Annotated in this window: 11 protein-coding genes; 3 read left to right on the top strand and 8 right to left on the bottom strand. The window is 43.2% G+C overall.

Annotated elements, in window-relative coordinates; all coding sequences use genetic code 11:
- Positions 1 to 231: 231 nt before the first annotated feature.
- From fmt to A7D14_RS15835, 3 genes are read right to left on the bottom strand one after another with little or no spacing between them, the layout of a single operon-like run.
- Positions 232 to 1,197 (bottom strand): methionyl-tRNA formyltransferase, encoded by a 966-nt coding sequence (gene fmt, locus A7D14_RS15845; protein WP_067036868.1) that lies wholly within the window; start codon positions 1,195 to 1,197, stop codon positions 232 to 234.
- Positions 1,175 to 3,070 carry an ATP-dependent DNA helicase RecQ gene (locus tag A7D14_RS15840; protein ID WP_067036865.1) on the bottom strand — a complete coding sequence of 632 codons (1,896 nt, stop codon included), beginning with the start codon at positions 3,068 to 3,070 and terminating at the stop codon, positions 1,175 to 1,177. Before A7D14_RS15840 ends, fmt begins: the two co-directional genes overlap by 23 nt.
- On the bottom strand, positions 3,070 to 3,633 hold the full coding sequence (locus tag A7D14_RS15835) for an AAA family ATPase (RefSeq protein ID WP_067036862.1): 564 nt from the start codon (positions 3,631 to 3,633) through the stop codon (positions 3,070 to 3,072). Before A7D14_RS15835 ends, A7D14_RS15840 begins: the two co-directional genes overlap by 1 nt.
- An 87-nt stretch (positions 3,634 to 3,720) precedes the next feature.
- On the opposite strand from A7D14_RS15835, the gene A7D14_RS15830 reads away from it, so the two are divergent.
- The 3 genes from A7D14_RS15830 to murA all read left to right on the top strand — a co-directional run bounded on the left by A7D14_RS15830 (position 3,721) and on the right by murA (position 6,060).
- On the top strand, positions 3,721 to 4,008 hold the full coding sequence (locus A7D14_RS15830; protein ID WP_067036858.1) for a DUF493 family protein: 288 nt from the start codon (positions 3,721 to 3,723) through the stop codon (positions 4,006 to 4,008).
- Positions 4,009 to 4,092: 84 nt separating this feature from the next.
- A complete protein-coding gene (locus A7D14_RS15825; RefSeq protein ID WP_067036855.1) occupies positions 4,093 to 4,737 on the top strand; it encodes a DUF4290 domain-containing protein in 645 nt (214 codons plus the stop codon).
- A 15-nt stretch (positions 4,738 to 4,752) separates the two neighbouring features.
- The gene (murA, locus tag A7D14_RS15820) at positions 4,753 to 6,060 is read left to right on the top strand and encodes a UDP-N-acetylglucosamine 1-carboxyvinyltransferase (protein ID WP_067036852.1); all 1,308 of its coding nucleotides are present in this window, start codon (positions 4,753 to 4,755) and stop codon (positions 6,058 to 6,060) included.
- A gap of 19 nt (positions 6,061 to 6,079) precedes the next feature.
- Here the strand turns inward: murA and A7D14_RS15815 are convergent, their stop codons facing one another.
- From A7D14_RS15815 to A7D14_RS15795, 5 genes are all read right to left on the bottom strand, one after another.
- Positions 6,080 to 7,921: a tetratricopeptide repeat protein gene (locus tag A7D14_RS15815; RefSeq protein WP_176712433.1), complete on the bottom strand. Its 1,842-nt coding sequence runs from the start codon at positions 7,919 to 7,921 to the stop codon at positions 6,080 to 6,082.
- A 319-nt stretch (positions 7,922 to 8,240) separates the two neighbouring features.
- On the bottom strand, positions 8,241 to 9,245 hold the full coding sequence (locus A7D14_RS15810; protein WP_067036846.1) for a pirin family protein: 1,005 nt from the start codon (positions 9,243 to 9,245) through the stop codon (positions 8,241 to 8,243).
- Positions 9,246 to 9,377: 132 nt separating this feature from the next.
- A complete protein-coding gene (locus A7D14_RS15805; protein ID WP_067036843.1) occupies positions 9,378 to 10,814 on the bottom strand; it encodes an amidohydrolase in 1,437 nt (478 codons plus the stop codon).
- A 100-nt stretch (positions 10,815 to 10,914) separates the two neighbouring features.
- Entirely contained in the window at positions 10,915 to 12,225 is a 1,311-nt protein-coding gene (locus A7D14_RS15800) for a cryptochrome/photolyase family protein (RefSeq protein ID WP_067036840.1), read from the bottom strand.
- Positions 12,222 to 12,914: an SDR family NAD(P)-dependent oxidoreductase gene (locus tag A7D14_RS15795; protein ID WP_067036837.1), complete on the bottom strand. Its 693-nt coding sequence runs from the start codon at positions 12,912 to 12,914 to the stop codon at positions 12,222 to 12,224. Before A7D14_RS15795 ends, A7D14_RS15800 begins: the two co-directional genes overlap by 4 nt.

The raw sequence follows: 12,914 nt of genomic DNA, 5'->3' as shown, positions 1-12,914 counted from the left end.
CCTTAGTGATGCCAGCATCAGCTGCCATAGCATCGATTAATTCTGTTTTGTTCATAATGGAATTAAATTAATTGTTGTTAAAATAATTTTAATGCTGAACAAATTTATATGGATTTGCTATTAACGCAAGTAAAACCTAGGGAAATAGGGGTTTTTGTTAATAACTTGAAACGTTTGTTGATAAAGTCGGAAAAAACAACAACTTTTTGCTAGCCCAATCATAGCAAGGCTTTAGCGAAGATGGGCATTTTTGTCTAGATCAAGACCATTTAAGACAGCCGAAGTTTCCATTTTTCGTTTGCCCGGCATCTGTATTTCCAACAGCTGAAGATACCCCCCCGTGACGGCTACTTTGAGTGTTTTTTTATCGGCAATCAGTTTGCCAATTTCGTCATTGTGTATACAAGGTTCTTTTTTGGTTTTATAGATTTTTATGGTTTCCTCCTTGCCATGGTTCACAAAATAACTCCAAGCCGCAGGGTAGGGACTCAATCCCCTGATACGATTATGGATGGTGTCCAAAGATGAACTCCAATCAATTTGGCAAGTGTCTTTATGAATTTTGGGTGCGGGTTTTAAGTTCTCAAAATGTTGCTGTGGGGTGCTCGTTACCGCGCCAGATGCTATTTGCTGACAGGTTTCCACTACGAGTTCACCACCAAGCTCCATCAACCGATCATGCAAACTGCCTACATTGTCCTCTTCGGTTATTTTTTCGGTCTTTTGGAGAATAATGCTTCCTGTGTCAATTTTGTCATCAATGAAAAAGGTGGTCACACCCGTTTCCGTTTCCCCGTTGATGATGGCCCAGTTGATGGGAGCCGCACCACGATATTGCGGAAGGAGGGAAGCATGCAGGTTAAACGTGCCATATTCTGGCATTTCCCATACGGCCTTGGGCAACATTCTAAAGGCCACCACCACTTGTAGATTGGCCTTAAGGCTTCTGAGTTCCTCCAAAAAAGCTTCGTCCTTGAGATTGGTGGGTTGCAACACCTTTAAATTATGTGCTACGGCAAATTGCTTCACGGCGGATTCCTGCACCTTACGGCCTCTGCCCGCAGGTCTGTCCGGTGCCGTGATGACTCCCACAACATCAAAACCGGCTTCCACGATGGCTTTAAGGTTGGCCACCGCAAAATCTGGGGTGCCCATAAACACAATGCGCAAAGGATTATTTTTTAAGGGTGTACTCATTGATTTCGTTTAGGTCAACCACTTCATCCTCAAGTAGCCGTTGCAAAACTTTTAAAAGGGTCTTTTCTTCAGCTCCGGTCGCTTTTTCCAATTGTCTGGATGTGCTCGGTGCAATCTTTAAAAGCGCTATGACCCGTTCTTCCAGCTTTATTGGAGGTGCTTGCTTGTCCTTTTTGGTGCAAATATCGCATGTGCCACACTTTTCTGCAGCGTTTTCGCCAAAATATTTCAACAAATAGACACTTCTACAAACATCCTTGTTTTTGATGTACCCCAACATGGCCGCCATATTGTTTTGCTTCACCTGATTAAAATCCTTTAGTTTTTTGGCAAACGGATTTATCGTATGGTCATCCTCGCGAGGAACCAAAAAGGTGATTTCCAAATCGCTGGTGGTGTTTTTATATTCCGCAATACCATCTTTTTGGAGTTGCTTCAATATTTTTTTGAGGGACTTTTCACTTTCCCCGGTTTTCTTTGAAAGAAGATGAAGATTGATTTTGGTCTCGTACTCCGTAATACCGCCATAGGTTCGCAATATGGTCTGAATGATGGGCGCCGTTTTCCGGTTTTTGTCAAAATACGCAAAAATGGCCGCCTTTGAAGCTACAAATTGCAGGCTGGTCTTCTCCTGAAAATTCTCGGATAGGGCAATGACTGAATTCTGGTCCAAAATGCGAAGGGCATTAAAGGCCATATTAGGATTGAATTCATAGCGTTTGCAGAACGCATTGAACTTGAAGGCCAAGGGCTCCAATACGGATTCGCCATAGGAAATCTGAAAAAAATTGTTCAGCTTGGAATATACTTTTTTCACGAAGTCAATATCTGGCAAGTTTGACAAAAACTGCTGTTTGGCGCGTTCTTCGTCATCTTTGGTGGTGACAATAATGGCGGTGGACGGCTTGCCATCCCTTCCAGCCCTTCCCGCTTCTTGAAAATAGCTTTCCAGACTATCTGGAATTTGATAGTGTACCACCAACCGCACATCAGGTTTGTCCACGCCCATTCCAAAAGCATTGGTGGCCACCATTACATGTACATTTCCTTCCAACCAATGCTTGAGCTTGTTCTCCTTTTCCTTTTTTGAAATACCTCCGTGGAAAAACGAGGCCTTAAAGCCGTTTTTGTTCAAAAACTCGGAAAGGGAGACCGACATCTTCCGGGAACGCACATACACAATGGAGCTTCCAGGAATCTTTCCCATGTATTTTTTGAGTTGATAGAGCTTGTCCTCTGTACGTTTTACCTTAAATATGATATTAGACCGGGAAAATGAATCTTTATAAATATTGACATCTTCCAACTTTAGGTTCTCTACGATGTCATCCACCACCCTTGGGGTTGCCGTGGCCGTTAGGGCTATCATGGGGGTGTTGGGAATAAGTTCCTTCAGAATGGCACACTCCAAATAGGCAGGCCTAAAATCGTTTCCCCATTGCGAAATACAATGGGCTTCATCAATGGCGATAAGGTTCACATCCATTTCCTGAATGCGTTCCTGGATCAACGGTTGTTGCAATCGTTCTGGTGAAAGGTACAGAAACTTGTAATTCCCGTAAAGGCAGTTGTCCAAAAGGTCGTTGAGTTCCGTAAAAGGGATTCCTCCCGTAAGGGCAATGGCCTTTATGCCCCGTGCTTTTAATTGGTTTACTTGGTCCTGTATCAACGCCACCAATGGGGAAACGACAATACAAAGCCCTTCCATGGAAAGCGCCGGAACCTGGTAGCAAATGGATTTTCCACCTCCTGTGGGCATCAAAGCCAGCACATCTTTTCCTGCAAGTACTGTATCGATAATAGTTTTCTGGGAGCCCCTAAAATCCTCATGCCCCCAGAACTCCTTTAAAATAACCTTGGTTTCTTTGCGCACTAAAGTTGATTAAGGGTTTCCAAAATAAAGTCAATCCGTTTTTGGATCATATCTTTTGGCACTGGGATGGGGTTATAGCCAAATTGGGTATAGGTGTTCATCAAGGCATGGTGAATGCTTTCAGCCTCCTTGTAGGTTTCCAGGCGCTCACCATCGGAAACATAGATTTCTTCCCAAGGGGGTACCATGAAAACGGCATCATACTGGTGGTTAATGCAAGTATTTATGAATTCTCTTCCGTAAGTCTGTCCAAAAAAATCCATATAGGCAAGGACATCCGGAATGCCACGATCAAAAAAACTTACCGGAACCTGTATATCTTCTGATTCCTTATAATGTTGGGCCCTTCCAAAAAGCAAATCCTTGTTGAACTGCATGGCATCATCCACAAAGACCAAGGGATTGGAAACAAAAACGCTGGAATCCCCTTCCTGTTTGGCCTTTGAGGTCATGTCCCGGATAATTTCGTGGAAGCAATGAAAGCCCATGCTCTCCAACCCCTTTATAATGGAGGTCTTCCCGGTTCCCGGAGCTCCTGTAATGACTATTTTGTTCCTGCCCAAGCATAATAATTTAACACTACAAAGTAATGAAATAGGCCCAAAGAAAAAAAATTGCACCTTAAGCCATATATTTGTAAAAAAATAGGAATGGAGAAGGAGAACACAGATGAGTTTTATGAAAGGCTCAAAGAACAGCTGTTGGAAAACACCAATTGGCCTTCGACCTATCTGTACAAATTTATTGTTCCAACGGATAAGGGGCGAATAGAACAGATCCATGATATTTTTGACAATACCGGTGCGGTGATCGAATCCAAAAAATCCAAAAAGGGCACCTATACCAGCCTTTCCATTACCGTACACCTAAAAAATCCTGACGAGGTGATCATGAAATACAAGGAAGTTGCCGTTGTGGAAGGGGTAATTTCTCTTTAAACCTGTAGATTGCCATAATTTTATTATTTTGCAGACGTTATCGGATAGACTTCCCATTAATTTAATTTCACTAAATATTTTAATTTGAACACAGTAGAGAACTTAGAATATAATACAGAACGTTCACAGCTCATTATTCCCGAATATGGTCGTCATTTTCAAAAAATGGTAGATCATGCCGTTTCCATTGCGGACAGGGATGAGCGCAATAGGGTGGCGCAGGCCATCATCAGTGTAATGGGAAATCTTCAACCGCACTTGAGGGACGTCCCCGATTTTCAACATAAGCTATGGGATCAATTGTTCATTATGTCCGATTTTAAACTGGATGTGGACTCTCCGTTTCCCATTACTTCAAAAGAAGTGCTGCAACAACGTCCCGAGCCATTGGAATATCCGCAGAATCACCCCAAATACCGTTTTTATGGGAACAACATCAAGCGTATGATCGATGTGGCCGTAAAATGGGAAAAAGGCGATATGCGTTCCGGTTTGGAATATGCCATTGCCAACCACATGAAAAAATGCTACTTGAATTGGAACAAAGACTCCGTTGAAGATTCAGCAATTTTTGCACATTTAAAGGAGTTGAGCGATGGAGAAATTGATTTGGCCAGCAATGGGGAAAACCTGACAGAAAGTGGACAGTTCCTCAAAAACAAACCAGCCAAGTCCAACCGGAGCAACAATGGCCAAAAGGGAAAACGCGGCAGAAAAAAAAGGTACTAAATTCCAGAGCGATCCATGGGAACATTTCGAATAGAGGGTGGGCACCAACTTCATGGTGAAATTACCCCCCAAGGAGCAAAGAACGAGGCACTTCAGATTCTTTGTGCCGTACTGCTGTCCGAAGAAAAAATTACCATAAACAACATTCCAGACATCCTGGATGTCAACAAACTCATTTCTCTTCTGGAGGATTTGGGGGTCAAAATCCAAAAAAAGGGTAGGGGTTCCTATACCTTTAAGTCGGATGACATCAATTTGGAATATTTACAATCTCCAAAGTTCAAGGAAGATGGTCGCGGTTTAAGAGGTTCCATTATGTTGGTAGGTCCTCTTTTGGCCCGATTTGGAAAAGGGTATATCCCCAAACCAGGCGGTGATAAAATTGGTAGACGCCGACTTGACACCCATTTTGAAGGCTTCATTAAGCTTGGCGCTAAGTTTCGATACAATAGGGAGGAATATTTTTATGGCGTTGAGGCCAATAAACTCAAAGGCACCTATATGCTTTTGGATGAAGCATCGGTGACCGGTACGGCCAATATTGTAATGGCTGCTGTGTTGGCCGAAGGTACAACCACCATATACAATGCGGCATGTGAGCCCTATCTGCAACAATTGTGCAAGATGTTGAACCGAATGGGCGCAAAAATCACCGGTATTGGTTCCAATTTGTTGACCATTGAGGGTGTTGAACGATTGGGAGGCACGGAACACACCATGTTGCCCGATATGATCGAGATCGGCAGCTGGATCGGTTTGGCAGCCATGACCCGTAGTGAACTGACCATCAAAAATGTGAGCTGGGATGATCTGGGGATGATTCCGGGAGTCTTTAGAAAGTTGGGCATTACAGTGGAACGAAAAGATGACGACATCTTTATTCCGAAACATGAAAAAGGCTACCAAATCCAGAACTTTATTGATGGTTCCATTCTTACCATTGCCGATGCGCCATGGCCAGGCCTTACACCCGACTTGTTGAGTATCATCCTAGTTGTGGCCACCCAGGCGAGGGGAGAGGTCCTAATCCACCAAAAAATGTTTGAAAGCCGTTTGTTCTTCGTGGATAAATTGCTTGACATGGGAGCGAAGGTCATTTTGTGCGATCCCCACCGCGCCACGGTAATCGGCCACGATTTTAAATCGACCTTAAAGGCCACAACCATGGTATCACCGGATATTAGGGCTGGAGTCTCCCTATTGATAGCGGCACTTTCGGCCAAAGGCACATCAACGATCCATAATATTGAACAGATTGATCGTGGTTACGAAAACATTGATGAACGGTTGAGAGCCATTGGAGCCAAAATTGTTAGGGTTTAGTCAAGGGGAGTTCTAAGGCTTACAGTTCCTTTGGGATGAAAATGGTCACTTTGGTGCCTGTTTTTTTTCCATTGTTCAAGTTCTCAACTGTAACCAATTCCTCATTGGATATTTTTTTTAAGGCTTCAATTCTTTTGGCGGTAATGGACATTCCGCGTGATTGTTTTTCTGATTTTTTCTGATTTTTTTGGTGGTCAAAGCCAACACCGTTGTCCTCAATGATGCATACTACATGATCCTTTTTATCCTTGAAAGAAACAGATAATTTCTTTGGCCCCTCCTTGGGTAGGAGTCCGTGTAAAATGGCATTTTCTATATAGGGCTGTACCAAGAGCATGGGCACTTCATGTTGGTGAAGATCCAGATTTTCATCAATGTTGAAGGAATAGCTAAAAGAATTGTCGAACCGTAGTGCCTCCAATTCCACGTAGATTTTGAGCAGCTCAATTTCTTCATGGAGCACCAAGCTTACGTTGACCGAGGTTTCCAAAATCTGTCTCAACAACTTGGAAAATTTGTTCAAATAGGTCAGAGCGGCTTCCTTGTCCCCAGAACTGACCAGGTATCGGATGGAGCTCAGTGAATTGAAGATGAAATGGGGATTCATCTGTGCACGCAGCATTCGTTGTTCCAGCTGGGTATTCATGTCTTCTATGACTTCTTTTTGCTGGGATATTAAGTCGTTTTTTTCTTGAAGAACAATGTTGGATTTTTTCTTGCCTCGATATCGGAAATAGAGCAAAGCGGCCGAAAACAACAGCAACCCCATGATTATGGACAAGTAGATCATACGCTTGTTGTTTAAGGATACTTGGGTATTCAGCAGTGCAAGTTGCAGCTCATTTTCATTAATTTCCTTATCCTTGAGATATACATCGTGCTGTATTTGTAGGTTTTGAATCTCCTTGATCTTGGTTTCGTTCAGCAGACTGTCCTTATATTCCATGGATTGGTTGAGGTGGTGGATGGCCTTGGCAAACTGACCCCGGGCTTCATATATCTTATAGGCTATTTCATGCGCATCTTTTTTTTGTTCATACCCTCCCGTACTTTCTAAGCTTTCAAGACTCTTATTGGAATAGTCAATAGCTTCCAGAAATCTTTTCTGCCGAAACATCAAATCTGCAAGGCCAAAGTATACCGAGGATATTTGCTGCTCAATGGAAAGTTGTTGGGCAATATCCAATGACTTTTGAAGATATTCCTCGGCCAATTTCCATTCTTCCAATTCCTTATAGCAATTTCCAATATTGGAATAATCAACGCTTAATTCAATATTGTTGTTTTGTTGACCATGGTAAGCACTTACCTTAAGCCATTTTTCCAATGCCGACTCATAATTTCCGTCATCAAAGTTTATCCTTGCCGTGTTGGATAAAATATCATTTTCCAAGGACTCACGACCATCTTTGCCACCTTCATATACATCCAATGCTGTATTATAGCTCTCAACGGCCTTGTCCTGTTCACCCATTAAACTATAAAGTACCCCTAAGTTAAAATAGGGAGTGGATGTATCCTGATCCAATTGTAATGAATCTATCAGTTTGATACGCTTGAGATAGTAGCTTTGACTGGTTGGATAGTCCCCGATATTTTTATAGACGATGCCCATGGAATTATAGACATAATTGACTCTTTTATAATCTTTATGCTCAACGGCCAAGTCCAAACACCTGTTCAAATACTCGAGTGATTCAGCATAATTTCCGGTCATACCATGAGTGACCGCTATGGAATAGAGTCCCTGAATTTCGCCTTGCGCAAATCCAATTTGTTTGGACTTTTCCACACTTAGGTGGAGATACTCAAGGGCTTTTTCCTTATCATGGGAGCGTATGCGAACCCCAAGGGTTCTCATTGTATGGATTTCTACAGTATCCTTGGCGGTTTTCAATACGTTTTGGAGGCTGTCGATCTCTTGTGTTTGCGCAAAGCATATATTTAAGCTGAACCAGTAAATAAGTATCGGACAGAAGGATGATTGGAGGAACTTCATACCTAAATTTTGTCCTATAAGTTAAGATAAAGCTAATGAAATCACCCATAGGCATTTGTAATATTGCCTTATTGCGCAAAAAACAAGCGAATTGTCTTTATTTTGATGTCTTAACTACTTACAAATATTTTTTGGGCAAACAGAAATTTTCAGACACCAAAATTGTCTAGCAATGGGTTGATTATCCTTTTTCCACCAAATTTCCATCAGGATAGAGGGCAAATCGTCCCTTTTCCTTGTCATGCACATTGTCTGGATAGGGCCAGGGCCACCCTCCAAACTGGGTGAGACGGTACTCTTCCATGGCCTTTTGGATTTCTTCCTCGGTGTTCATGACAAAGGGGCCATATTTGGCTACAGGTTCTTCAATGGGCTTACCTTGCAAGAGTAAAAAATGGGCTTTTTCATCGCCGATTTTTATGGTTACTTCTTGGGAAGGGTCCAAATCAACCCCAAAATTGGAAATGATCTTGCCGTCTTCAAAGAAAATTTCGGAACCTTCATAAAAATAAAGGGTGCGGTTTGCTTTGGAATTGGCCTTTGGCAAGGTGTATTCAGAATTGGCTTCAACTTGGATGTTCCAAATGGCCACTTCATTGTCGTCATTCGCTGCCCAAGAGTCTGGGGCAGGGGCAATGGCCTGTGTACTTTTATAATTTCCCGCAATGACCTTGATTTTGGCATTTTCCTCTTCAATTATAGGAATTTCTTCATGCCAGAGCATTTTAAAATGGGGCTCTACAAATTTATTGGCTTTAGGCAGGTTCAACCAGATTTGAAATAATTCCAACGGATTATCCGAATCATCGTGGAGTAGGGGGAACATCTCGGAATGTTGCACTCCCCGTCCAGCGGTCATCCATTGCACGTCGCCTTCGCCAAATCTACCTGCTGCGCCCAAGGAATCGGAATGGTCGCAGTAGCCTTTATTGACAATGGTGATGGTCTCAAAACCTCTATGCGGGTGATAGGGAAACCCCGGAATGGTCTGTCCGTGGTACATCCGCCATTTAGCCCCGGGATTAAAATCATTTCCAAGACTACGTTCCTCCAGCAAAGATGCATCGGGGCCCATTTTCCCATTTCCTTGGGGATAATGATCTAAATGGTACACACAAAATAAAAATGGGTCTTGGGTCTGCCAAGGAAAACCCAGTGGAAAAGTCTGTAAAATGGGATTGCTCATAATAAATGTATTGCTGTGTTAATTTCAATCCAAGGCCCTCCTGATCTTGGATATGGATTTAGGGTTCACTAATCGATAGGTTGAAAAAGCCTGCAAGGAGCAGGCTTTTTGATAGTATTTTTCATTGAAATTTTATTTCCCTCCAATGCCTTCGATGGGTGGTGGCCCGTCAATCATGGGTTCATATTTTTCATCCCCTTTTCGGGTCTTGAATTCTTCCTTGACCTTTTCAACCAATTTAGGGTCTTCAAAAAGATCTAACATGGTCATTCCCATGGCTTTTGAGGCATAGACCAGTCCTTTGTGACCAATGCTCATGCTTCCACAGGCCACAACGGCCCAAGAATGCCAAGGCGTATCCTTTGGTGCCACGGTTACGCTTAGGTTGATGTTGGGTACATTCCAGCTTACATCACCCACATCCGTGGAACCACCTCCGGGCAGTTCTTCAGTTTCTTTTAGTGGCTTGATTTCACTATCCATGCCCACTTCAGGTTTTCCAGTGGCTTTTTGGATGGATTTTCCAAAGGCGATTTCTTCATCGGTATAGGTGATGGGCCCCAACAGCTCCAAATTTTCCTGCATGATTTCTCCCCCGGCACGATTCACCAATACTTCATAAATGCCGGATACCAACGAAATTTTGTAGTCCACATTGGCCATGATGGCAGCACCTTCGGCCATTTCTTTCACGCGTTCATACGTTGGAAGCATAACCTTGCGTTTGGGATCGCGAACGCGTACCCACAATCTTGCGTAGTCGGGCACAACATTCACCACTTGGCCACCATCTTGAATGTGATAGTGGATGCGGGAAGTGGGCTTTATATGCTCCCGATAATAGTTGATTCCAGTGGTGTACAATTCCAAGGCATCGGAAGCACTGCGTCCATTCCAAGGATCACCGGATGCGTGCGCCGCTTGTCCGTAGAATTCCACGATAAAGTCCACCAAGGAAAGTCCACTTTGTACATCGGCCTCGATATTGGCTCCGGGGTGCCAGCTTACGTTTACATCCACATCGTCCCAAAGCCCGGCCTTTACCATCCATACTTTGGCAAAGTATTTTTCTTCAGCAGGGGTACCCAAAAACTTTACGGTTCCTTTGATGTTTCCAGCTTCAATTTGCTCTTTTATGGCTATTGCCGCCCCCAAACTTGCCGCTCCGAACATATTGTGCCCACAGCCATGTCCGGGTGCACCTTCAATCCTGGGGTCTTTGGAGGGAACAGCTTTTTGGGAAAGCCCGGGAAGTGCATCAAATTCACCCAAAACACTGATAACGGGTTTTCCTGAACCATACGTAGCGGTAAATGCTGTGGGAATATCAGCTACCCCACGGGTGACGGTCATTCCATTTTTTTCGGCATAATCGGCCAAAAGTTCTGCTGATTTGGATTCTTCAAAAGCGGTTTCGGCCAATGTCCAAATAGAGTCACTGATCATGATCAGATTGTCCTTGTGTTTTTCAACAGAAGCGATTATTGCCTTTTTGTCCTTGGTCAATTTTTGTGCGGTCAGGTTCAATGAAATTAAACCCAATAGCATTAAGGTTGCAACTTGTTTCATTTTAAAATATTTGAGTTAGTTATTCAGTACTTCAACCTTCCACGTTTTATGGAACAAAACCCGAAAAGGTCAAACGGATACTAAAAATACTGAAAATGCATTAACCAACAGCCTGTTTATAGACTTTTAAGCAACGTTCCCGGGCCATTTTGTGGTCAACTATTTTTTGGGGATAGTTAAGTTCTTGTAATTCAGGGATCCATTGGTTGATGTACTCCTTGTCCTTATCAAATTTATCCACTTGGGTCATGGGATTGAAAATCCTAAAATACGGAGCGGCATCCACGCCGCTACCGGCTGCCCACTGCCAGTTGCCCACATTGCTGGCCATTTCGTAATCCAGCAACTTTTCAGCAAAATAGGCTTCGCCCCAACGCCAGTCGATCAAGAGGTGCTTGCAAAGAAAACTCGCCACGAGCATCCGAACACGGTTGTGCATATATCCGGTGGCGTTGAGTTCACGCATGCCGGCATCTACAAGGGCATACCCTGTTTTTCCCGATTTCCAAAGTTCAAATTCCTTTTCATTGTTGCGCCATTCAATCCGGTCATATTTGGGTTTGAAGGCCTTGTGGACGGTTTCTGGAAAGTGCCATAAAATCTGCATGAAAAATTCGCGCCAAATGAGTTCGTTCCAAAAGGTTTCACTTTCCTCCTCAATAGCTTTTCTGACCATCTTCCGGATAGAAACCGTGCCAAATCGCAGATGGGGACCAAGTCTTGAGGTACCATGTTCCTTTGCAGGGTAGTTTCTTGTTCCTTCGTAATTTTTGATGAGATCGGAAGTTAGGGTGTAATCCGGCACTTTTATTTCGGATGGTTTAAAACCGATATCTTTCAAAGAAAGTTGTGGAAAACCTGCATTTTTCACCAAATTATCGAAGTGGACAGTGGTTTCATACTCATTAAGATGTTTGCCGGCATCAAAGTTTTCTTTCCACCGCTTCATATAGGGGGTATACACCACATAGGGGTCGCCATCGCCTTTGACCACTTCGCTCTTCTCAAAAATTACTTGGTCTTTGAAGGTTTTAAATGAGATGTTGTGTTCTTTTAAAAAATCGTGGACCAACGAATCCCGTTTGATGGCATAGGGCTCATAGTCGTGATTTGTGTAGACCGCGTGAATATCATACTGCTGCTGTAGCTTTTTGAAAACCGAAACGGGGTCGTCGAAAAATTGGGCCACACCACTCTGAAATTCCTTTTGGAGCTGGTCATGCATTTTTTGAACCTGACCATGAATAAAGGACACGCGTGCATCATCTTTGGGGAGTTTGTCCAAAATTTCGGGGTCAAAAATAAAAATGGGCAGTACTGGACATTCAGCTTGAAGGACATGTGAAAGGCCAACGTTGTCATCCAACCGCAAATCCCTACGAAACCAGAAAACAGAAACTTTTTTGTTCACGAATTTGTATTTAGAGTGGACATCCCGCCATCAACTCCAATTATCTGCCCTGTAATCCAAGAGTTTTCTGAATGTAATAAAAATGTGGCCATGTTGGCAATATCTTTGGCGTTTCCAACCCTTTTTAGTGGATGACGTTCGCCCATTTGTTCCTTCTTTTTATCATTGCTCAACAAGCGCAAAGCCAAGGGGGTGTCCACCAATGATGGTGCAATCACGTTGACCCTGAGTTTTGGGGCGTATTCCGCTGCCAATGCTTTTGCAAAACCCTCAATGGCCCCTTTGGCCGCTGCAATACTGGTATGGTAAGCCATGCCCGAATCCACGGCAACCGTGCTGAAGAACACCAAACTGGAACCTTCGGTCATGCGGCCAACGATTGATTTGACCACCTTTACCAGGGCAAAAAAGTTTATTTCCATATCTTTTTCAAAATCCTTGACGTCCAGCATTTTAAAAGGCTTAAGGTTGATGCTCCCAGGGCAAAACACAAAACCATGGATTTGATTTGGTATGTTTTTATCCTCGATTTTCTCTGTCAATACGTCAAATGGGATATGGTTTACGTTTACATCGGATAAGTTTTCCGCAGTTCTTGAAGCTACATATACATTGTGTGTTGCTGAGAGTTGATTGGCAATCTCACGTCCAATGCCATGTGACCCACCAATGAGTAAAATATTTTCCAA

The sequence above is a fragment of the Allomuricauda sp. CP2A genome, from assembly GCF_001683915.1.
Taxonomy (GTDB): Bacteria; Bacteroidota; Bacteroidia; order Flavobacteriales; family Flavobacteriaceae; genus Flagellimonas.
The sequence above is the reverse complement of the archived record's forward strand: the minus strand, read 5'-3'. Positions and strand labels throughout refer to the sequence as shown.